This window comes from Acinetobacter sp. F-1, from assembly GCF_022869025.1.
Classification (GTDB): Bacteria; Pseudomonadota; Gammaproteobacteria; order Pseudomonadales; family Moraxellaceae; genus Acinetobacter; species Acinetobacter pseudolwoffii.
The window spans coordinates 17,339-38,738 of the sequence record NZ_JAJKFX010000018.1; the positions used below are offsets into that span (position 1 = coordinate 17,339).

Consider the following 21,400-nt stretch of genomic DNA (forward strand, 5'->3'; position numbering starts at 1 on the left):
TATTGGAGAGATACCTATGGATCCTAAAAGCGAAGTTTTATTAAGACAATATGATTTTTTGTCGGGTCGCATCTTACTCATTAATGCACCGACAGATGATCTACTCGCTGAATTCGATGCCTCTATCAATCCCGCTGTCTGGACATGGAATTTTAATGATTTTCAATATTTCCAGTCGCAACAAGCAGATGTCCACTTTGGCGCAGAGATGCCTGAAGCTGAGTTTGATCAGGCGGTTATTTTTGTACCCAAGTCTAAAGAACTGCTCAATTATTTACTGCATAATGTGGCAGCACAACTTAAACCGGGCAGCAGTATTTTCCTGGTTGGTGAAAAGAAAGGCGGGATAGAGCGTGCAGCCAAACAGTTGCAGCCTTATGGTAAAACCCTCAAACTGGATAGCGCACGTCATTGCCAGCTTTGGCAACTGGTTCTAGACCACACGGTCGAGAAAAAATCACTTGCAGACTGGGCACAGCGTTATAGCGTCTCGACCCCGAATGGTGACCTGAATATTTGTGCCCTGCCGGGCGTGTTTAGTCAAAACCGTTTAGATATTGGGACTGCCACCTTATTACCTTATTTGTCACAAGTTACCTCGGGTAAAATCGCTGACTTTGGTTGTGGCGCAGGTGTGATTAGTGCGTATCTGGCAAAGTTGAATCCGAAAAACCGGATTTTCGCCATGGATGTGGATGCCTTTGCGCTGGCCTCCACCCAAATGACCTTTGATGAAAACCAGCTTAGCCCTGAACAGATCGAAATTAAAGCGGTCACTGGCATTGCTGATGCACCCTTGTTCTTGCATGCCATTGTCAGTAATCCGCCTTTTCATATGGGAATCGAGACCGATTACACGGCCAGCGAAACCTTGTGTAAAACTTCGCGTCGTCATTTAAAATCAGGTGGCGAGCTTTGGATCGTGGCCAACCGTTTCTTAAACTACCCGACCCTGATTGAACAAAACTTTGGTCGCTGCACAGTGAAAGCGGATCAACAAGGCTTTAAAGTGCTGTTCGCTAGCACACAAAAAAATGTTAAGGAATCGTGATGAGCGAAACGCAAAATACGATGCAGCTGCAGCGTAAGCTGGGTGCTCGTCATCTGAATATGATCGCCATTGGCGGATCCATCGGTACAGGTCTATTCCTGGCCTCGGGTGCGACCATTGCCAATGCCGGGCCAGGCGGAGCACTACTTGCTTATGCACTGATTGGTGTCATGATTTATTTCTTGATGACCAGTTTGGGCGAACTCGCTACGCATAATCCTACCTCGGGTGCATTTTTCACTTATGGCACTAAATATGTCGAGGGCGGTTTTGGTTTCGCTTTGGGCTGGAACTACTGGTACAACTGGGCCATTACCGTAGCTTTTGAGCTGGTTGCCGTTCAGTTCATCATGAAATTCTGGTTTCCCGATATTCCTGGTGTTTATTGGAGTGCAATTTTCCTGGCCATTATTTTTGGGATTAATGCCCTGACAGTTAAAGGCTTTGGTGAATCTGAATTCTTCTTCTCTCTGGTGAAAGTTGTCGCGATTATTGCCTTTATCATTATCGGTATCTGGATGATCGTGAAGATTATGCTGACCCCAGGCGCAGAAGCATTTGCCAACTGGAGTATTGGTGACGCACCTTTTGTCGGTGGTTTCCAAGCCTTAATTGGCGTGGCGATGATTGCCGGATTCTCCTTTCAGGGAACCGAAATGGTCGGGGTGGCTGCGGGCGAATCGAAAGATCCAAAGAAAACCATTCCGGTGGCAATCAAGCAGATTTTCTGGCGTATCCTGTTATTTTATATCGTGTGTATTTTCATTATCGGCACATTAATTGCCTACAATGACCCACGCTTATTACAGGCGGCTGCGACCGACAATATTGCGCTTTCTCCTTTTACCCTGCTCTATGAAAAGGCCGGCTTTGCCTTTGCTGCGAGCATTATGAATGCGGTGATTTTGACAGCCATTCTGTCTGCGGGTAACTCAGGCATGTATTCATCTACACGCATGCTATTTGATATGGCACGTAAAGGTAGTGCGCCAAAACTGTTTGGCCGTCTGGATCCACGTGGTGTACCGATGAATGCCCTGTATGCCACCACTGCGATCGCAGCACTGTGTTTCCTGACCACCTTCTTCGGTGAACAGGAAGTCTTTAACTGGCTACTCAATATGTCGGGCATGTGCGGCTTTATTGTCTGGCTCGGGATTGCGATTTCACACTATCGCTTCCGCAAAGGTTACTTGGCTCAAGGCTACAAACTGGAAGATCTGGCTTATCGCGCCAAGTTCTTCCCCTTTGCTCCTTGGTTTGCTTTTATTCTCTGTGCGATTGTCGTCCTTGGTCAAAACTATCAGGATGTTCTGGCAGGTCAATGGATGGGGGTTCTCTCGACCTATATCAGTATTCCATTGTTCTTGGCAATCTGGTTCGGATACAAATGGAAGAAAAAATCCAAACTGGTGTCTTATCAAGAGATGGATGTACAACCTATGAAACTTGATCAGGAATAAACCATCATAAATTAAAAAATCAGTCTACGGGCTGATTTTTTAATTTCTTAGATTAGTTATGCCGCATGACAAAATTACGGTCATCAATCACAATCACTTGCTGACAGATCCCCTCTGCCTGACGCTGCTGCTCGAATACATCTGCCGGCATCGCATCAAAACTGTCAAAGAAACTGATCTCATGTTCATCTATTGCATAGATCAATGAATGATTACCGACCCCTTCTAAGGTATCGTAGAAAACAATCACGAAACGGCCTGCTTCCACCTGCTGCTGGATTTCTGCATAAGAGATCACACGCTCTTCAACAGGTATTTTAAGTGTCTGTGCTTGTTGATAAAAATCAAGCTCGACTGGCTGTTTATCTGCATCATATTCGCTAAAAAAAGCAACATCCAGTCCCAGCGTCTGCAAAGCCACTGCAAGGGCAATAGTTGAAGTTCCCATTTCCGGATTGTGACGACAGAGCTGAACCAAGTCCGGAATATGCAGGTCAATTCCATAATGATGGAAAATCATCCAGATCGAGAAAATTCCACTATTGGCTTCCAGATTCTGTAAATCTTCAGGAATTTCAACACCCATGTTATCACTCAATTACATCTTTAATGACTCAGTGTAGTCAAAATTCAAATATAAAAAAAGCGGCTCATAGGAGCCGCTTTTTTTTAACAATTCAATAATTAATTATTGAGCTTGTTGTTGACCTTCAACTAGTACAGTACGGCTACCAGTGATCGTCGCGAATACACGACGGTTCATAGCACGACCTTCTTTAGTGTTGTTGTCAGCAATCGGTTGATCCCAAGCGAAACCTTGAGTAGACAAGCGAGATGCATCTACGTTGTATTCATTCACAAGTGAAGATTTAACAGAGTTAGCACGAGCCAGAGACAAACGTTCGTTTAGTGCACGTGGACCAGTGTTATCAGTGTGACCTTCGATGCGAGCAGTAGCGTTTGGATATTCAACTAGCTTCTCAGCAACTTTCGCGATTTCAGGTTTGTATTGATCTTTGATGTTTGATTTGTTGGTATCAAAGAACACACGAAGTTCCATGTTCAGGTCTTCAGTCAACTCTTGTGGAGCTGGAGCAACCGGAGTTACAGGCTCAACTGGAGCAACTTCTACTACTGGAGCAGCTGGTTTCAGACGGCCACCTAGAACTACGTTAAGACCAGCAAGCGCTGTATAGTTCCAGAATTTTTCGTCAAAGTGGTAAGTACCACGAGCTTCAGTACGTAGTGCCAAGGCATCGTTGATGTGCCAGAATGCACCGACACCTGCGTTACCTAGAGTACCTTCTTCTTCATTACCACGAGTACCGCGATCTACACCTTCAAATTCGTATTTGTAGTGACCCGCACCCAAAAGCATATATGGCTTTACTTTGCTGTCATAGTTACCAGTGAATACATCAGAAGTTGCATAGAAGTTACCTGCAATATTCTGACCTTTGTATTCTGCACCAGGAGCTGCATAATCTACATCGCCTTTAACCTGGCTATATTCAGCTTCAAAACCTAACCATGGAGTTAATTCAACACCAATCGCAGCACCAACGAATAAATCGTCTTGCATTTCACCTTGATTAGAAACTAATAACTCACCATCGTTACCGCCATTGTTGTGCTGAGTGTCTTGGAATGTATAACCTAACATCAACGGAGTAACAGTTACGCCTGCATTTGCAGCAGCAAAAGGTGCAGCTACAAGCATAGCTAAAGCAATACGACTCATTTTCATGGATTTATCCTCCAGAGATAACAATTGTTGTTCAAGCTCAAGCCCGTAATAGGCCATCCTGAGATAGGCTTTTTATTACCCCAGTTTTATTCTTAAGCTATTCACATGGCATCATACAAACACTTTATTATTTTTCCAAGTGCTTGATTAATTTAATCAAGTAAATTATTGACAAAATTACTTACAATTTCCGTTGTAATTCAGTAATTTTTTACTCAATTTTTTATTCTGAATGACCTATTGTGATTGCCAATTATTTTTTAATCGCTTTCTTGAAATTTGAGCAACAACCAAATTACACACTCAACAAAGCATAAAAAACGCATAATTAATAACATGTTTCTTATAAAAATAATATATAAATCAGGTAACTCTATGTATAAAAAAATAACAAGAGCGTTCACTATTGTTGAGTTAATTATCTGTATTGCAGTGATTGCAATTTTAGCCAGTATTGCTTTACCTTACTTTCATGAGTATCGTTCCAAACAGGAAGCCAAACAGATTCCTATCAAATTATCTGCGCTTAACCGTTATGCACGTAGTCAGGCTGCCGTGTTTCACCAGAATATTGTGATCTGTCCCAGTCAGGATTCACTCAGCTGTCACCCCAATCAATGGAATAAAAATATACTGGTCTTTATTGATAAAAATAAAAACCGGCAAGTCGATGCAGGCGAACAAATTTTACACATTGATGCTCTAAATCTTAAATATGGCAACCTGAGTTGGCGAGGCGCATTAAGTTCACCAAGTGTCACTTATCAGGCACATACCGCCCTTCCGATTGGTTCGAATGGTAGTTTCTATTATTGTTCTGCTCAACTTTCCAGCCAGCAGCGTATTGTACTGAGTAAAATGGGACATATCCGGGTAGAAAGTCTCCCTTCTTGCTAACAGAACTATGCAGTTTATGATTGACTGCGATTAGCGCTTCAATCCTGAGTTTTTTTCAATATACTGCTTATGTTTGAAAAATTGATTAAAACTCATACGGAGATATAACAATGACTGATATCGTAATTGTCAATGGTGCACGCACAGCCATGGGTGGCTTTCAGGGTAGCCTTGCCAGTGTAACTGCACCTGAACTGGGTGCGGCTTCAATAAAAGAAGCGATTGCTCGCGCAGGCTTACAAGCAGCAGATATTGAAGAAGTCATTATGGGTTGTGTCCTTCCTGCGGGTTTGAAACAAGGTCCTGCCCGTCAAGCGATGCGTCAAGCCGGCCTTCTGGATTCAACGGGTGCTGTGACCATTAACAAACTCTGTGGTTCTGGCATGAAAGCGGTGATGCAAGCAGCCGATATGATTAAAGCCGGTTCTGCAAATATTGTGGTTGCAGGGGGGATGGAATCAATGACCAACGCGCCTTATGTATTGCCGAAAGCGCGCGGCGGCTTCCGCATGGGACATGGCGAAATTAAAGATCATATGTTCCTAGATGGTCTTGAAGATGCTGAGACAGGTCGTTTGATGGGTTCATTTGCCCAAGATATGGCAAATACCAAAGGCTATACTCGCGAACAGATGGATGATTTCGCCATTCGCTCATTGAAACGTGCACAAACTGCTGTGAATGAAGGCTATTTTTCTGATGAAATCGTAGCAGTTACGGTAAAAACACGCAAAGGTGATGTGGTTGTTGATAAAGATGAACAACCCTTCAATGCCAATATTGATAAAATTCCAACCCTGCGTCCAGCCTTTGCCAAAGACGGCACCATTACCGCTGCCAATGCCAGCTCAATTTCTGATGGTGCATCAGCTCTGGTGATTAGCTCAGCGGATCATGCCGCAGCAAAAGGTTTAAATCCTTTGGCCAAAATTGTTGCCTATGCTTCAAATTCACAGCATCCTTCTGAATTTACCATAGCGCCAGTGGGTGCAATTCAAAAGGTTCTCGATAAAGCAGGTTGGAATGCTCAAGATGTCGACCTCTGGGAAATCAATGAAGCCTTTGCCATGGTGACCATGTGTCCAATGGATGAATTCAAGCTTGATCCTGAAAAAGTCAATATTAATGGCGGTGCCTGTGCCCTGGGTCATCCTGTCGGTTCAACCGGTTCACGTATTATCCTGACTTTGATTCATGCGCTGAAACGTACCGGTGGTAAACGTGGTATTGCTGCACTTTGTATCGGTGGCGGTGAAGCGACTGCTGTGGCGATTGAGTTGCTTTAATTAAAAGCCTCCCTTTTAAAAAAGAGATTTAGAGGGATTTTATAAATCCTTCCCTCTTGCGGAACATCGTTCCTCATCCTTTAATAAAGGAGGGGGAATTTTAGAAATCAAAAAGCCTCCAATTGGAGGCTTTTTATCGTCAAATATTCAAAGCTGTACTTTAAATGATAAGACTTAAAGAATTTCTTTACGAAGTTGCTCAGGTGATTTCATTGACAACAAGCCCGGTGCCACATCAAATGCTGTTTTTGCACCATACTGCTGCATTTGATTTAAACGATAAGTTGCACGTGCATAAGCAACTAAAACGCTGGCTGTAAATTCTGGATTACTTTCTAGTTTTAATGAAAACTCAAGCACTTGTTTATGTGCATCACTGGTGTTTCCACTACGAATCACAAAACCACCATGCGGCATACGCTGGTGATCTTGTGCTAAAGTTGCTTCATCAATGAAATTCACAGTCGTGTCATAGTCGGCAAAATAATCCGGCATGGTCACAATCGCTTGCTTAACTGCTTCTGCATCTGCACCCTCTGCAAGCACCACATAACACTCACGGGTATGTTTTTCTTTGGTCGTTAATACTGGACGAACACCACTACGTACTTTCTCAATTGCTTCTGTTGAAGGAATGGTATATTGCACCCCTGCTTTCACACCTTCTACACGACGAATGGCATCTGAATGACCCTGGCTTAAGCCTTTGCCCCAGAAAGTATAGGTTTCACCGTCTGGCAGTAAAGCTTCACCAAATAAGCGATTGATCGAGAACATGCCTGGATCCCAACCAATGGAGATCATCGCAGTTTTCTTGCTGGCTGTTGCAGGTGCATCGACCGCTGCATAATATTCAGGAATACGTGCGTGGGTGTCAAAACTATCGACAATATTAAACTGGCTGGCCAAGATCGGACCTTGTTGCGGTAAGTCGTCTTTTGAACCGCCACATAAAATCAGCACATCAATTTTATCTTGGAAATCTGTCAGTGAGTCCATATGGAACACTTGGGTTGCTGCGAAACAAGGAGATACCGTTTCAGGCGCACGACGGGTAAAAATACCCACAAGTTGTAAATCTGGATTCTTTTGAATGGCGGTTTCAACGCCACGACCCAAGTTGCCATAACCAGCAATACCAATACGGATAGAATTTTGCATAAAGACAAGTCACTTCATCATGAAAAAATTAAAAAAATAAATCAGATGACGATCCCATTAAAATCGCCCTCTTGATTGATTTTGCATACTCGAAAATTAGCACTCTGCTCGCGTTACTCTCAGCATAAAGATACTTATGCTACAGCAATTCGCAGCAATTTAAAGCATTCAGGATAGTATAGAAACAATCATATCTATCGTCCAAAGCAAACAAAAAGCCTGCATTGCAGGCTTTTTGTTTATAAGAAAAACAGACTTATTTACAGACAAGCTTTTTAACTTTCAGGTTAGGCACCTGTTTGATAATTTGCCTGATTCACCGCGGTCGATGCTTGGTACGGATTTTTAAAATCATTTAAACCGGCAGCCGCCTCCTGAATGTCTTTACCTTCTTTAATCACGAAAGTATCGAAACCAGAACGCTTCATGTAGTTCAACACATCTTTGAATACATCACCAGTGGCACGAAGTTCGCCTTGGAAACCTTGACGGCGTAAAAGTGCCGCAAATGAATAGCCACGGCCATCATTAAAACCGGCGAATTCAATAAAGATTGCATCTAATTGAGCTAGCGGAAATTCATTGCTTTCAGGTGAAGCATCAACGGTTAAGTACAATGCTTTTTTACCTGAAACATGGCGAAGCTGATCTAACTGATCTACCGTCAGAACCACATCACCTTGTGGTAAAACACCCTCTTCACCGATGAGCTGGTAAGTATTTTCTGTCACTGTGCCATCTTTAGAGAGCACTGCGAGTGCGGTATTAAGCATATGCACGCTCCTTGAATGGTTGGATGCCAACACGGCGATAAGTATCGATAAACTCTTCAGCGTCCTGACGTAGATCAAGATAGGTATTTAGAATTTCTTCTACAATATCCGGCACCACATCTGCTGCAAATGACGGCCCAAGAATATCGCCAATTGAGGCATCATGGTCTGCATTACCGCCAAGCGTGATCTGGTAGAATTCAGCGCCTTTTTTATCAACACCCAAGATCCCGATATTACCGACATGATGATGACCACAGGCATTCATACAACCTGAGATGTTCAAGTCCAGTTTACCCAAGTTGTAAATGGTATCCAGATCATCAAAACGGCGTGAAATCGCTTCAGAAATCGGAATCGATTTTGCATTGGCCAATGAACAGAAATCACCGCCCGGGCAGCAGATGATGTCGGTCAAGAAACCGATATGCGCGCGTGCCAGATTGTTTTGTTCAAGGGTTTGCCATACAGCAAACAAATCTTTTTGCGGCACATCGACCAGCGAGATATTTTGTTCATGCGTGGTACGTAATTCACCGAAAGTGTACTGATCGGCAAGGTCTGCAATCAGGTTCATTTCTTCAGTGCTGACATCACCCGGTGCAATGCCGGCACGTTTCAGTGAAATCGTCACAATACGATAACCTTTCACTTTATGGGCATTGGTATTGATATTGAACCACTGTTTGAATTTTGGATATTGCGCAAACAATTCAGTAAAATCTTCATCTGCATAATCTTGATAATCAAATGGGGTGAAGTTTTCATCCATTTTTGCCAAGGTGTCTGCATCGATTTTCAAAGTCTTAACAGTATGCGCAAATTCAGCTTCAACTTTCTCAGCAAATACCGCTGGCGTTAAAGCTTTGACCAAAATTTTGATACGGGCTTTATATTTGTTGTCGCGACGACCATGCAAGTTATACACACGAAGCACTGCTTCAAGATAAGCAATCAAGTCTTCACGTGGCAGGAACTCACGGATAAAGCTGCCAATCACTGGAGTACGGCCAAGACCACCACCCACTTTGATTTTATAGCCCATTTCGCCGGCTTCATTACGCACAATATATACACCGATATCGTGAAATGCAGTGGCTGCACGGTCGGTTTCTTCAAGCGCAGAGACTGCAATCTTGAACTTACGTGGCAAGAAAGCAAATTCCGGATGGAAAGTTGACCATTGACGGATCAATTCACAGGTCGGACGCGGATCGGCAATTTCACCAGCCACTACACCGGCATACTGATCCGTCGTGGTATTACGGATACAGTTGCCTGAGGTCTGAATCGCATGCATTTGCACGGTCGCCAGTTCAGCCAGCATATCAGGTACGTTTTCCAGTGCCGGCCAGTTAAACTGGATGTTTTGACGGGTCGAAATATGCGCGTAACCACGGTCATATTCTTTAGCCAAATCAGCCACTTTACGCAGTTGCTTTGAATTCATCAAACCATAAGGCACTGCAATACGTAACATCGGTGCATAACGCTGTACATACAGACCATTTTGCAGACGAAGCGGACGATACTCATCTTCGGTGAGTTTACCGGCTAAATAACGTTCCGTTTGATCACGGAACTGTGCAACACGTTCATTAATCAGTTGCTGATCGAAATCAGTATATAAATACATGGCGTACAGCTGCTAGTAGTTTCTATTATATCGAACGCAAGGATAGCGAGATTAAACCTATCAATAAAATGCTTTTTATACATATTTCATAGCTGTTTTATTGATAAGCCTGCCAAAGTTTCACTGATATCACGGTTTAGCGCATTTAGTGTAGTTTTAAAGCAATAATGCTTTAATTCATCAATCATTAGCAGTTATTTTCATATAGTGATATTTCAATCTTTTACCCTTTTTTGTCTTTTAAATAATTAAAAATATTACCATTTTTCACTCTCACCCAAAAACTGACCGACAAAATCATAACGTATCTTTGAACGTGAAAATTTAATCGGACAGGCCAGTTGTGCTTCGGTCTGCTGACTATCGGGTTTTAATGGAACCTGTACTAGCCATTCTCGCTGTTGCGCTAAATCAGAATGTAAAGCTTCTTCAAGTTTTAGCACCGGCTCGACACAGACATCCAGCGCTGCGAATAGTGTTTGCCATTCCGCTAATGGTTTTGACTTTATTCTATTTTGAATTGCCTGTTTCACCGCAGCACGATCTTCTGGAGCAAAAGAATTGCCTTTTTCTAGAATAATCGGCAGTTCTAAAGCCTGTGCCAATCCCTGCATAAATTGAGGTTCCAGACTGCCAATCGACAGATAACGTCCATCCTGTGTTGCATAATAGTCATAGAAAGTCCCGCCATTCAGATAGCCAGACTCAGGTCGTTGATGCTGATTGCCAGCCAGACTGGCGGATGCGGCCAGATTATTCATGGTGACCACACAATCGGTCATGGAAATATCAATATATTGACCTTTACCGCTGCGCTGGCGTTCGATCACTGCCGCCAGAATTGCAATCACGGCATGCATAGAACCACCGGCTACATCGGCAACCTGAATGCCTAAAGCAGGTGGCCCACTTTCGATCCGGCCACTGTGTCCAGCAATACCGGACAAGGCCAGATAGTTAATATCATGTCCTGCTTTCGCTTTGTAAGTACCGGTTTGGCCATAGCCAGTGATGGAACAGTAAATTAATTTGGGGTTAATTTCGCTTAAGGTTGAGTAGTCCAGCCCAAGCCTTTGCATCACGCCGGGACGGAATTGCTCAATCACAATGTCATAATCTGCAACCTTGGATTTGACCAATTCGATATTGGTCGGATCTTTCAAATCCAGTGCTACCGATTGCTTGTTTCGGTTCAGATAACTCTGTGAAGTGGCCTGTCCATTGGCAAAGGGGGGCATTAATCGCAACAGGTCCGGGCGGGTCGGTGATTCAATATGCACAACCTCGGCGCCGAGATCAGCCAGATATAATGTCGCGAATGGGCCTGGTAATAATGTAGAAAAGTCTAGAATTTTCAATCCTTTTAAGGTATATGACATTGGAATATTTACTCTACTTATATTGCTTTTTTCAGCATCATAGAAACATAAATGCATAAAAACAATGTCATGTTCAGCCATTTACCTTGATAGTTTCGGCAATCTAATATGTAAGAAAATGGCAAAGGTGTTCTTGTAAATTGCCATTGTTTTATTATTTTTCGTCATTTAGGTCAAATATTAGTGAACATTAAAGAGACTGAAGGATTAAACATGAGTCGTGATACGATCAGTATCCATTTCGTCAATGCAGCCTTATCTGGCGTCAAGCGTCTAGGCATGGATGTCGATACTTTATTGTCTCACGTCGGAATTGAAGCAGAACTGCTGCATCAACCCAAAGCCCGTATTTCACCTGAACAATATACCCGCTTTATTAAAATGTTATGGATGGTGACTCAGGACGAGCATGTTGGCTTTGACAAACAGCAACGCCGATTGGGCACTTTTGCCATCATGTGTCAGCTCATCATTCATGCCAAAACCTTAGGTGATGCACTGGAACTTTCTTCGCAGTTCTATAAACTCTTCGGTGATGACTGGTCGGTGACCCTGGAACGTGACAAACACGAAGCACGTCTGGTGCCCCTCATTCCAAATGCGATGGATCCGGATCATTTTATTACCGAAAGTATGCTGATGATCTGGCATGGTCTGGCATCTTGGCTGATTGAACGTCGTTTACCGCTGGAACGTGTGCATTTTAGCTATCCACGTCCAGCCCATGCTGACGAATATGATGCCCTGTTCTTTGCGCCGGTAATGCAGTTCGACATGCCACGCACCGAAATCACTTTTGCTGCGGACTATCTGGACCTACCGATCCGTCAGAATGAAGAAACCTTAGAGGAATTCTTGAAAGCTGCGCCTGCTCAGCTCTTGGTGAAGTTTAAAAATACCAACTCGCTGACCTCAAGAATCCGTGATGTATTGAAGAGCCAGATTGGCGAAGAAATGCCGACATTGAATGATGTCGCGTCAATGCTGTATTTATCTCCTCAAACCTTGCGCCGCCGTCTGGCAGCCGAAGGTAAAAGCTATCAAGGTGTGAAAGATGCCTTGCGCCGTGATGCCGCGATTCATCTGTTATTGAATCCAGATCTAACCCTCGAAGATGTCGCGCAGCAGGTCGGTTTCAGTGAAACCAGTACCTTCCATCGTGCCTTCAAGAAATGGACCGGTGTAACCCCAGGTCTATATCGCCAGTTGCATGGTTATCATTAATTAAAATTCTCGATATCCTCTTCTCCAGCCCAGGTTTCCAGACCTGGGCTTTTTTTATTGGCAAAAATCATCAAATGATCTGGTCCGTTCTCGTCATTGCACTTCAAAATTTAAGTATTACACTCGAGTCATTAGAATAATTTTCAGCAAATTAATAAAAGGGACATGCTATGAGCGAGGCATATATTATCGACGCCATTCGCACGCCACGCGGAAAAGGTAAAAAAGATGGATCTTTACATCAAGTCAAACCCATTTCATTACTGACTGGCTTACTTAACGAACTTCAGGCACGTCATCAATTTGATACATCAAAAGTCGATGATATTGTGCTGGGTTGTGTCACTCCGATTGGTGATCAAGGCGCCGATATTGCCAAAACCGCGGCGATCGCAGCGGGTTGGGACAATGATGTCGCCGGTGTACAAATCAACCGTTTCTGTGCTTCCGGTCTGGAAGCTGTCAATCTGGCTGCACAAAAAATCCGTTCTGGCTGGGAAGATCTGGTCGTTGCAGGCGGCGTCGAATCCATGTCCCGCGTAGCGATGGGTTCCGATGGCGGTCCTTGGGCACTGGATCCTGAAACCAATATGGCCTGTGATTTTATTCCGCAAGGTATTGGCGCGGACTTGATTGCCACGATTGACGGTTATAGCCGCACCGACGTAGACCAGTTTGCCGAGCAATCCCAGAAGAAAGCCGCTGCCGCACAAGCCAATGGTTATTTCAACGCTTCTGTTATCCCGGTCAAAGACAAGGCCGGTGTGGTGATTCTGGACAAAGACGAATTTATCAAACCGACCACAACTGCTGAAGGCTTAGGCAAACTCAATCCTAGTTTCGCGACCATGGGACAGATGGGCTTTGATGCCATCGCCCTACAAAAATATCCTGAAGTTGGCACGGTGAATCATGTGCATCATGCCGGGAATTCTTCCGGAATCGTCGATGGTGCAGCCGTAGTTCTCATCGCATCAGAACAAGCGATCAAAGAACAAGGTTTAAAACCGCGTGCCAAAGTACTGGCCACGGCGCTGGTCGGGGCTGATCCTACCATTATGCTGACCGGCCCTGCCCCGGCAGCACGTAAAGCTTTGGCTAAAGCTGGCTTGACGATTGATGATATTGACCTGTTTGAAGTCAATGAAGCTTTTGCTGCGGTGGTGATGCGATTTATTAGCGAACTCAATGTTGATCCAGCGAAAGTGAATGTGAATGGTGGTGCAATCGCTATGGGTCATCCATTGGGCGCAACAGGCGCGATGATTCTGGGAACTTTACTGGATGAGTTAGAACGCCAAGGCAAAAAACGTGGACTAGCCACACTGTGTGTCGGTGGCGGTATGGGCATCGCCACCATTATTGAATTGGTTTAACTCAAATATTTAAAGTGTTTGATTCACGTTTTAGTCATATGCAACCTGAGCAAAACCAAAGCACTGCTTTGGTTTTAGCGCAAGATCATTGTTTTACAAAATTAATAGATTTTGCGTATGACAATGGTTTTGCCTACTTTTGCTAAATGAGAAATACATTTCGTAAGGCAGGTCGAACTGAAGCTTAAACCAAGAATTTAGATGAATTTGGAAAGGCTCCGGAATAAGGAAAATTTCTAAAATCTAATCAGGATATTAATTCCAAATTCATCCCATTATGATCTGGATAAAAATTTATGAGCGCAATTCAATATCAAAAAACTGAAGATAATATCGTCATTCTGACCTTTGATTCTCCAAACCAGTCTGCCAATACCATGAATGCAGATTTTCGTAGCGCTTTGGCTGAAACCGTAGAAAAACTCAAAGCTGATGAAAATATTACTGGCATCATTTTCCGGTCTGCGAAAAAAACCTTCTTTGCCGGTGGCGATCTGGATGAACTGATTCAAGCTACACCTGAACATGCGACTGAATTCTTCAACATGATTGAAGAGATGAAAGCACAGATGCGTTATATCGAAACCCGCGGCATTCCGGTTGTGGCTGCACTAAATGGCACAGCACTGGGCGGTGGCTGGGAGATTGCTCTGTGTGCCCATCATCGTATTGCCTTGAATGACCCTAAAAGCAAGTTTGGCCTGCCTGAAGTCACACTGGGTTTACTACCCGGTGGCGGTGGTATTGTCCGTAGCGTGCGCCTGCTCGGCCTGCAAAATGCCTTTCCCTTGTTGATGGAAGGCAAACAGTTGGGTGTAGAGAAAGCCCGATCTTTAGGGCTGATTCACGATGTGGCAGACAATACCGATGAACTCTTAGACAAAGCCATTGTCTGGATCAAAGCCAATCCGAAGTCACAACAGCCTTTTGATGTAAAAGGCTACAAAATTCCGGGTGGTAGCCCTTCAACGCCAGCAGTTGCACAGATGCTGGCGATTGCCCCAGCGATGCTGCGTGATAAAACCAAAGGTTGCTATCCTGCACCTGAAGCAATCATGTCGGCAGCGGTAGAAGGTGCTCAGGTCGATGTCGATACGGCGCTGACCATTGAATCGCGTTACTTTACTTATCTGGCCACCGGTCAGATTTCTAAAAATATGATCGCTACTTTTTGGCATGGATTGAATGCGATCAAATCCGGTGCCAGCCGTCCCCAAAAGGTTGCGAAATGGAAAGCCACTAAAGTTGGTATTCTGGGCGCAGGCATGATGGGTGCAGGCATTGCTTATGTGACTGCCAGCAAAGGCATTCAGGTTATTTTAAAAGACATTTCGATTGAAGCGGCTGAAAAAGGTAAAGCTTATAGCCAGAAACTGCTGGATAAAAAAGTAGCTCAAGGACGTTTATCTGCTGATCAACGAGATCAGGTTTTAAGCCTGATTCAAGCGACTGCATCCAATCAAGATCTGGCCGGTTGTGACCTGATCATTGAAGCGGTGTTTGAAAATCCCGCACTGAAAGCTCAAGTCACACAAGAAGCAGAACAGTATCTTGCCAGTCATGGCGTGATAGCATCGAATACTTCGACCCTGCCTATTATAGAGTTAGCCCAGGCTTCAAAAAATGATCAAAACTTTATCGGTCTGCATTTCTTTAGTCCGGTCGATAAAATGCAGCTGGTCGAAATCATCAAGGGGCAAAATACTTCAGCAGAAACACTGGCCAAAGCCTTTGACTTTGTCCAGCAGATTGGCAAATTACCGATTGTGGTAAATGACAGCCGTGGCTTCTTTACCAGTCGTGTCTTTGGTACGTTCGTTCAAGAAGGTTTGCGCCTGCTGGCAGAAGGCGTGCATCCGGCACGGATTGAAATGGCTGCACTCAAAGCCGGTATGCCAGTCGGGCCTTTGGCCATTCAGGATGAAGTGTCCTTGACCCTCTCCGAACATGTGGCCAATGAAAGATACAAAGCCTTAGAAGCACAAGGTCAGACCATCACCAAATCACCCGCAGATGAAGTCATTCACAGTATGATTCATGAGTTTAACCGTAAAGGTAAGGCTGCCGGTGCAGGTTTTTATGATTATCCAGAAAATGGTAAAAAGCAGCTCTGGACGGGTCTCAACCACTGGAAAAAAGAGGTTGATCTTTCTGAACAGGAAATGATGGATCGTTTGCTGTTTGTGCAGGCACTGGATACCGTGCGCTGTCTGGAAGAAGGCGTGCTGGAGTCTGTAGTCGATGCCAATGTCGGTTCCATTTTTGGCATTGGCTTTGCAGCCTGGACGGGTGGCGCGGTGCAATTCTTAAATCAGTATGGTCTGGCCAAGGCGCTGACCCGTGCCAAGGTACTCGAAAATAAGTATGGTGAACGCTTCAAAGCACCGCAACTCCTGAAAGACCGAGCAGCAGAAGGTCAGCCGATTCAATAATTTTGAGCTCTAAATAAAAAGAGGAACTGAGTTGCTCTTTTTATTTTCCGGATCTGGCTGAATCACTGGATACACTCGTCTAATGACAGATTTCGATCTGCTTTTTGATCAATTTATGTTATAAAGTTACATAAGTTTGATATCCACGTGGGTAAGACCTATGACTGATCACAGTTCACCTGAAAAATCCCCTTGGGGTTGGAAAGCACTTATTATCTTCTGTATTTTAGGTGGATTATTCATGTTTATTTTTTGGCTTGCGGTGACGAATGAACCGGATTACATGCCAAGCCAGCAAAATAAACAGACGACCCAGCAGCATGCTTTTAAAAATGCACCGACCATGTCTCCTGAAGCAATTGCGAAGGCTCAAGCAGATCGTGAGGCACGTGCGACTGCCAATACGGCTCATTCCGATACAACAGCGAATGAACATAATATGTCAACTGAAGAACATGCCAATATGGAGAGTGCCGAGCATAGCTCAGCGCATGGCCACTGATCTTGATTCAGTAAGGGCGTAAAAAAGCGAGGTCAATGCCTCGCTTTTTTGTATCTCAATAACTAAAAAATTAAAGCTTTAAATACATATCAATATGCGGGATGCCGCAATCCAGATAGTCTTCGCCCTGAACCTTAAAACCCAATGCCTGATAAAAACCGATGGCATGTACTTGCGAAGACAGTTTTAAATCTTTTCGATGATCTGCTTTGGCATAATCGATAATAGCCTGCATCAATTGCTGCCCGATCTTCAAGCCACGATGTGACTTTAACACTGCAACACGACCTACACTGTTATTCGCCAGCAATCTTGCAGTGGCTATCACATGACCCTTTTCATAGACCACAAAATGGATGGAAATGGCATCTTGCTCATCCCATTCCTCTTCAGCGGCGATATTCTGTTCTTGAATAAACACGGCTTCGCGAATGGTTTTGGCATGCTTCGCTAAATCCTCCCAACCACCCGAAACAATTTTAAGCTCTGAATCCTTTAGCATTTAGAACCAATCCCCTGCTGATTCCACTGATTATTCAATAACAATTCCAGTGAATGTTTTTGGATAGCGTACATTTCTTTCAAGTCCTGAATCTGTTTCAAGACCTCCTGATCGGGTTGTTGGTAATCTTTGCGTTTCGTCGCCAGAATCATTTTATTTTTACTGGTATGTTCCAGTGCCACAAACTCAAAAACTTTGGTTTCATAACCATAGGCTTTCAGCAATAACGCACGAATGGTATCGGTCAGCATTTCTGCCTGTTGACCGGCATGAATACCAAATTGCAGCATCGGACTCAGCACTTTTGGCGCCTGTAACTGTGGGCGCAATTCCTTATGGCAACATGGCGCACACATGAGCATCTGTGCATTCAGGCGAATACCGCTGTGAATCGCAAAATCCGTTGCCACATCACAGGCATGCAAAGCAATCATTACATCCAGACGTTTCGGTTCATAAGTACGCACATCGCCCTGAAAAAAGTCGAGCTGATCAAAGCCAGATTGTTGCGCGACCTTTTGGCAGAACTCGACCATTTTCGGATTCAGTTCCACCCCTGTAACCCACGGCGTCTCACCATGTTTTTGCATATAGTCATATAAAGCACAGGTCAGATAGCCTTTACCGGAGCCAAAATCCACCACACGCAGACCTTCGACTTGTGGCTTGAGCTGCGCCAATGCACCCGAAAAAATCTCGACAAATTTATTAATCTGTTTCCATTTACGCGCCATGCTCGGAATGATCTGCGCATTATGATCGCTAATGCCGAGATGCTGTAAAAAGATGCTGTCCTGATCAACATAACGTTGTTTAATCCGGTCATGGCCCTGTTCAGCGGACTTGGCCTGAAGCGTCGAGTTTTTGTTTTTAGTACGGGTCAACATGGCTTTTTTCTTGTTTTTTTTCAGCTGTAACTCTTCATCTAGCGTCATTAAATTGGCTTGCTTGCAACATGCTAATAATACTGTCACCTGTGCCAGTGCATCCGCTAAAGGATAGTTTTTGGTGACATCCTGAGTTTTATGGCGATACAGACAGCTCATTACTTTTTGCCCATTTAATGAAATGACTCGCAAGGTCATTTTCTCTAAATCCTGCAGTTCACCTTTATACTGGCTTAAGATCAGACGATCAAATTGATCACTTTCAACAGCTTGCTGAAATACATCTAAAAACTGCTGTTCTTGGTCTGAGAGAGTTGCCAACGTTGACATAGATAAAACCTGAAATGAATCGCCCCTCAAGTTTAAATCTTCTTAACCTAAAAGCAAAATTGAATTACTATACAAATGTATATTTTAAAGAAGAATGACAATCATGCAGAATGCGCCGCTGGTTCCAGATTATGATCACACTGAGGAACGAATTAATTATATCAGTCATGCTGTGGGTGCTGGATTATCGGTAATTGCTGGTATTCTTTTGATTATTAAAGGGTCTTATCTCAGTACTGGACAATGGATTGGACTTTGGGTCTACGCGCTGAGCATGATCTTGCTGTTCTCTGCGTCCATGCTCTATCACATGGCCACCGCAGCAGACCGTCGTTATTTTTATAAAAAAGTTGATCATACTGCAATTTATTATTTAATCGCCGGAACCTATACGCCTTTCCTGTCAATTGCCATTCCAACAGCCAAAGCCCAGTATTTATTGATTGCACTCTGGGTGATCGCCCTCATTGGTACACTGTTCAAGTTCGTTTTCATTCATCGTTTCCAGAAAATTTCTTTGGCGGCTTATCTGGTCATGGGCTGGCTGGCGCTACTGGTAATGGATGATATGCAACAATATCTCAGTGCTCAATCTTTGACCTTTCTGATCATTGGCGGATTGGCTTATACCGTAGGTGCATTGTTTTACGCTTTAAAAAGAGTAAGATATACCCACGCTATCTGGCACATATTTGTATTGATAGGCGCAGGATCACATTTTCTGTCTATCTATCTTTACGTGATTTAATCATCTTCTTTTTCATTTCAGTGACCCTGAGCGAGTTAAAGCGAGAAGATTGCAGTTGTTTTTTTAAAAAATTACGCCTTTTTTAAAAAGATTACGCTTTTAAAACTAAGCTTTTTTATTTTTAGTAAGTGTAAGGTTCTCCATGGCGTCGTCTAATTCTGCTGCTCAGCCAGCACAAAATTCAAAATTTCGCGTTTTAACCGCGAGCTTGGTCGGTACTACAATCGAGTTCTTCGATTTTTATATCTATGCCACTGCTGCTGTCATTATTTTTCCATATCTGTTCTTCCCTGCAAGTACAGATCCGATGACTGCCACCATTCAGTCGCTTGCCACTTTCGCCATTGCCTTTATTGCCCGCCCGATTGGTGCGGCACTCTTTGGTCATTTGGGTGACCGGATCGGGCGAAAAGCCACATTGGTCGCTGCCTTGCTGACCATGGGTATTTCCACCGTTGCGATTGGCCTCTTGCCCACTTATGCGCAAATCGGGATTGCTGCACCACTCTTGCTTGCACTCTGTCGTTTAGGTCAGGGCTTGGGGCTGGGTGGTGAATGGTCAGGTGCCGTACTTCTTGCCACCGAGAATGCACCTGAAGGTAAACGTGCCTGGTATGGCATGTTCCCGCAACTGGGTGCTCCAATCGGCTTTATTCTGGCAACAGGTTCTTTCCTGACGTTGGGCGCTTTCATGTCTGAGGCTGACTTTATGGCTTGGGGCTGGCGTATTCCATTTATCTCAAGTGCCTTGCTGGTGATTGTCGGTTTATGGATTCGTTTAAAACTGCATGAAACCCCGGCATTCCAAAAGGTGCTAGATAAACAAAAAGAAGTGAACATTCCATTTGTTCAAGTCTTCAAAAAACATTCTCGCATGCTGGTACTCGGCACCATCGCTGCAATTTGTACCTTCGTGGTGTTCTACCTCACCACAGTATTTGCATTGCAATGGGGTACTAAACAGCTAGGTTATTCTCGTGAAGAATTCCTGCAATTGCAGTTGGTTGCAACCCTATGTTTTGCTGCCTTTATTCCACTTTCTGCAGTATTGGCCGAGAAATTTGGCCGTAAAACCACCTCGATTGCAGTCTGTGTTATCTCTGCCATCTTCGGGATTTTCTTTGCAGATATGCTGGAATCTGGCAGCACGCTGGTGGTATTCCTGTTCTTGTGTATTGGTCTGGCGATCATGGGCTTAACCTATGGGCCAATCGGTACTGTATTGTCTGAAATATTCCCGACTTCAGTACGTTATACCGGTTCTGCATTGACCTTTAACCTGGCAGGCATCTTTGGTGCATCCTTTGCTCCGCTGATTGCCACCAAACTGGCAACAACTTATGGTCTGTCTGCAGTCGGTTATTACCTGACCGCAGCATCAATCCTGTCACTGATTGCATTTCTGTTGATTCGTGAAACCAAGAATGATGATGTAAATAATCAAATTTAAAGTCTTAGTTTGATTTAAAAGCCAGCATTCGATGCTGGCTTTTTTATGATTTCACAACAAAACTCTGCTACTTATCTCGTTAAATTTGCTCAACAATCAAATGGACTCAACCAGACAATGAGGCAAGGCAATGCAGGAACTTATTGAATCCCTAACCCAGGAACAGTTGGTCAATATTATTATTTTGCTGGAAGATGATAAAAAAATAGAGGCCGTTCGCTATATCACCGAGCACACGACCTTGGATGAAATCCAGGCGCTACAAGTGATTGAAGAGATTGTCCGTGAGCACGATGTGGTCATGAAAACTGAAAGCACAGGACCGCGCTTTAGTGATGATGCGGGTGAGATTGACTTGGTAACGCCTCCCCTTGAAATTCCGACCCATCCGAGCCTGAATACCCCCACAGAAGCTGAAATCACCGCACGACAATTACGCGAAGACGTCCCAACCCGAAAAATTGAAAATAAAATCTGGATTCTGGCAGCCATTGCAGTGCTGTTATTGATCCTGATCTGGATCATCAGTTAAAGCTGAACAGGACAATATCTCCAT

At 44.0% G+C, this 21,400-nt stretch carries 19 protein-coding genes; 11 read left to right on the forward strand and 8 right to left on the reverse strand.

Going from position 1 to position 21,400, the window contains the following annotated elements; all coding sequences use genetic code 11:
* Nucleotides 1-16 precede the first annotated feature (16 nt).
* On the forward strand, nt 17-1,051 hold the full coding sequence (locus LOZ91_RS13370) for a methyltransferase (RefSeq protein WP_074383488.1): 1,035 nt from the start codon (nt 17-19) through the stop codon (nt 1,049-1,051).
* Nucleotides 1,051-2,514, forward strand: coding sequence for an amino acid permease (locus LOZ91_RS13375; protein ID WP_005097999.1), 1,464 nt, complete (start codon nt 1,051-1,053; stop codon nt 2,512-2,514). Before LOZ91_RS13370 ends, LOZ91_RS13375 begins: the two co-directional genes overlap by 1 nt.
* Before the next feature lie 52 nt (nt 2,515-2,566).
* On the opposite strand, the gene LOZ91_RS13380 is transcribed toward LOZ91_RS13375, so the two are convergent.
* Entirely contained in the window at nt 2,567-3,100 is a 534-nt protein-coding gene (locus tag LOZ91_RS13380; protein ID WP_074383489.1) for a peptidase C39, read from the reverse strand.
* A 102-nt stretch (nt 3,101-3,202) separates the two neighbouring features.
* Nucleotides 3,203-4,261, reverse strand: coding sequence for an outer membrane protein Omp38 (omp38, locus tag LOZ91_RS13385; protein WP_244783394.1), 1,059 nt, complete (start codon nt 4,259-4,261; stop codon nt 3,203-3,205).
* A 375-nt stretch (nt 4,262-4,636) separates the two neighbouring features.
* Between omp38 and LOZ91_RS13390 the strand changes: the two genes are divergently transcribed.
* Together LOZ91_RS13390 and LOZ91_RS13395 are read left to right on the forward strand one after the other, a co-directional pair.
* Nucleotides 4,637-5,158, forward strand: a complete 522-nt coding sequence (locus LOZ91_RS13390) for a GspH/FimT family pseudopilin (RefSeq protein ID WP_244783400.1) — start codon at nt 4,637-4,639, stop codon at nt 5,156-5,158.
* A gap of 110 nt (nt 5,159-5,268) precedes the next feature.
* Complete coding sequence (locus LOZ91_RS13395) at nt 5,269-6,444, forward strand: thiolase family protein (RefSeq protein ID WP_005098003.1); 1,176 nt, start codon at nt 5,269-5,271, stop codon at nt 6,442-6,444.
* Between the two features lie 174 nt (nt 6,445-6,618).
* On the opposite strand, the gene LOZ91_RS13400 is transcribed toward LOZ91_RS13395, so the two are convergent.
* From LOZ91_RS13400 to LOZ91_RS13415, 4 genes are all read right to left on the reverse strand, one after another.
* Nucleotides 6,619-7,605 carry a diaminopimelate dehydrogenase gene (locus LOZ91_RS13400; RefSeq protein ID WP_005098004.1) on the reverse strand — a complete coding sequence of 329 codons (987 nt, stop codon included), beginning with the start codon at nt 7,603-7,605 and terminating at the stop codon, nt 6,619-6,621.
* Nucleotides 7,606-7,892: 287 nt separating this feature from the next.
* A complete protein-coding gene (locus tag LOZ91_RS13405; protein ID WP_005098005.1) occupies nt 7,893-8,378 on the reverse strand; it encodes a DUF934 domain-containing protein in 486 nt (161 codons plus the stop codon).
* Nucleotides 8,371-10,014, reverse strand: coding sequence for a nitrite/sulfite reductase (locus LOZ91_RS13410; protein ID WP_005098006.1), 1,644 nt, complete (start codon nt 10,012-10,014; stop codon nt 8,371-8,373). The genes LOZ91_RS13405 and LOZ91_RS13410 overlap by 8 nt, the downstream gene beginning before the upstream one ends.
* 257 nt (nt 10,015-10,271) lie before the next feature.
* Nucleotides 10,272-11,393, reverse strand: a complete 1,122-nt coding sequence (locus LOZ91_RS13415) for a CaiB/BaiF CoA-transferase family protein (RefSeq protein ID WP_100354973.1) — start codon at nt 11,391-11,393, stop codon at nt 10,272-10,274.
* Nucleotides 11,394-11,606: 213 nt separating this feature from the next.
* Between LOZ91_RS13415 and LOZ91_RS13420 the strand changes: the two genes are divergently transcribed.
* The 4 genes from LOZ91_RS13420 (at nt 11,607) to LOZ91_RS13435 (ending at nt 16,927) form a co-directional block, all read left to right on the forward strand.
* The gene (locus LOZ91_RS13420) at nt 11,607-12,617 is read left to right on the forward strand and encodes an AraC family transcriptional regulator (protein WP_005169495.1); all 1,011 of its coding nucleotides are present in this window, start codon (nt 11,607-11,609) and stop codon (nt 12,615-12,617) included.
* Nucleotides 12,618-12,787: 170 nt separating this feature from the next.
* Nucleotides 12,788-13,993 carry an acetyl-CoA C-acetyltransferase gene (locus LOZ91_RS13425; RefSeq protein ID WP_244783401.1) on the forward strand — a complete coding sequence of 402 codons (1,206 nt, stop codon included), beginning with the start codon at nt 12,788-12,790 and terminating at the stop codon, nt 13,991-13,993.
* Nucleotides 13,994-14,289: 296 nt separating this feature from the next.
* The gene (locus LOZ91_RS13430) at nt 14,290-16,425 is read left to right on the forward strand and encodes a 3-hydroxyacyl-CoA dehydrogenase NAD-binding domain-containing protein (RefSeq protein ID WP_244783402.1); all 2,136 of its coding nucleotides are present in this window, start codon (nt 14,290-14,292) and stop codon (nt 16,423-16,425) included.
* A 160-nt stretch (nt 16,426-16,585) separates the two neighbouring features.
* Complete coding sequence (locus LOZ91_RS13435; protein WP_034608399.1) at nt 16,586-16,927, forward strand: hypothetical protein; 342 nt, start codon at nt 16,586-16,588, stop codon at nt 16,925-16,927.
* 70 nt (nt 16,928-16,997) lie between these two features.
* Here the strand turns inward: LOZ91_RS13435 and LOZ91_RS13440 are convergent, their stop codons facing one another.
* Together LOZ91_RS13440 and LOZ91_RS13445 are read right to left on the reverse strand one after the other, a co-directional pair.
* The gene (locus LOZ91_RS13440; RefSeq protein ID WP_100354772.1) at nt 16,998-17,429 is read right to left on the reverse strand and encodes a GNAT family N-acetyltransferase; all 432 of its coding nucleotides are present in this window, start codon (nt 17,427-17,429) and stop codon (nt 16,998-17,000) included.
* Nucleotides 17,423-18,646, reverse strand: a complete 1,224-nt coding sequence (locus LOZ91_RS13445) for an SAM-dependent methyltransferase (RefSeq protein ID WP_244783403.1) — start codon at nt 18,644-18,646, stop codon at nt 17,423-17,425. The genes LOZ91_RS13440 and LOZ91_RS13445 overlap by 7 nt, the downstream gene beginning before the upstream one ends.
* A gap of 103 nt (nt 18,647-18,749) precedes the next feature.
* Between LOZ91_RS13445 and LOZ91_RS13450 the strand changes: the two genes are divergently transcribed.
* The 3 genes from LOZ91_RS13450 (at nt 18,750) to LOZ91_RS13460 (ending at nt 21,376) form a co-directional block, all read left to right on the forward strand.
* Nucleotides 18,750-19,394 (forward strand): hemolysin III family protein, encoded by a 645-nt coding sequence (locus tag LOZ91_RS13450; protein WP_074383498.1) that lies wholly within the window; start codon nt 18,750-18,752, stop codon nt 19,392-19,394.
* Nucleotides 19,395-19,536: 142 nt separating this feature from the next.
* Complete coding sequence (locus LOZ91_RS13455; protein ID WP_074383499.1) at nt 19,537-20,844, forward strand: MFS transporter; 1,308 nt, start codon at nt 19,537-19,539, stop codon at nt 20,842-20,844.
* Between the two features lie 130 nt (nt 20,845-20,974).
* Entirely contained in the window at nt 20,975-21,376 is a 402-nt protein-coding gene (locus tag LOZ91_RS13460) for a hypothetical protein (protein ID WP_100357973.1), read from the forward strand.
* Nucleotides 21,377-21,400: the final 24 nt, after the last annotated feature.

Bases quoted from the DNA above. Each gene is read 5' to 3' on its own strand.
- LOZ91_RS13415 (WP_100354973.1), bottom strand. From the start codon at position 11,393: ATGTCATATACCTTAAAAGGATTGAAAATTCTAGACTTTTCTACATTA.
- LOZ91_RS13390 (WP_244783400.1), top strand. From the start codon at position 4,637: ATGTATAAAAAAATAACAAGAGCGTTCACTATTGTTGAGTTAATTATC.
- LOZ91_RS13380 (WP_074383489.1), bottom strand. From the start codon at position 3,100: ATGGGTGTTGAAATTCCTGAAGATTTACAGAATCTGGAAGCCAATAGT.
- LOZ91_RS13405 (WP_005098005.1), bottom strand. From the start codon at position 8,378: ATGCTTAATACCGCACTCGCAGTGCTCTCTAAAGATGGCACAGTGACA.
- LOZ91_RS13450 (WP_074383498.1), top strand. From the start codon at position 18,750: ATGCAGAATGCGCCGCTGGTTCCAGATTATGATCACACTGAGGAACGA.
- omp38 (WP_244783394.1), bottom strand. From the start codon at position 4,261: ATGAAAATGAGTCGTATTGCTTTAGCTATGCTTGTAGCTGCACCTTTT.
- LOZ91_RS13375 (WP_005097999.1), top strand. From the start codon at position 1,051: ATGAGCGAAACGCAAAATACGATGCAGCTGCAGCGTAAGCTGGGTGCT.
- LOZ91_RS13460 (WP_100357973.1), top strand. From the start codon at position 20,975: ATGCAGGAACTTATTGAATCCCTAACCCAGGAACAGTTGGTCAATATT.
- LOZ91_RS13395 (WP_005098003.1), top strand. From the start codon at position 5,269: ATGACTGATATCGTAATTGTCAATGGTGCACGCACAGCCATGGGTGGC.
- LOZ91_RS13420 (WP_005169495.1), top strand. From the start codon at position 11,607: ATGAGTCGTGATACGATCAGTATCCATTTCGTCAATGCAGCCTTATCT.
- LOZ91_RS13370 (WP_074383488.1), top strand. From the start codon at position 17: ATGGATCCTAAAAGCGAAGTTTTATTAAGACAATATGATTTTTTGTCG.
- LOZ91_RS13440 (WP_100354772.1), bottom strand. From the start codon at position 17,429: ATGCTAAAGGATTCAGAGCTTAAAATTGTTTCGGGTGGTTGGGAGGAT.
- LOZ91_RS13430 (WP_244783402.1), top strand. From the start codon at position 14,290: ATGAGCGCAATTCAATATCAAAAAACTGAAGATAATATCGTCATTCTG.
- LOZ91_RS13455 (WP_074383499.1), top strand. From the start codon at position 19,537: ATGGCGTCGTCTAATTCTGCTGCTCAGCCAGCACAAAATTCAAAATTT.
- LOZ91_RS13410 (WP_005098006.1), bottom strand. From the start codon at position 10,014: ATGTATTTATATACTGATTTCGATCAGCAACTGATTAATGAACGTGTT.
- LOZ91_RS13435 (WP_034608399.1), top strand. From the start codon at position 16,586: ATGACTGATCACAGTTCACCTGAAAAATCCCCTTGGGGTTGGAAAGCA.
- LOZ91_RS13400 (WP_005098004.1), bottom strand. From the start codon at position 7,605: ATGCAAAATTCTATCCGTATTGGTATTGCTGGTTATGGCAACTTGGGT.
- LOZ91_RS13445 (WP_244783403.1), bottom strand. From the start codon at position 18,646: ATGTCAACGTTGGCAACTCTCTCAGACCAAGAACAGCAGTTTTTAGAT.
- LOZ91_RS13425 (WP_244783401.1), top strand. From the start codon at position 12,788: ATGAGCGAGGCATATATTATCGACGCCATTCGCACGCCACGCGGAAAA.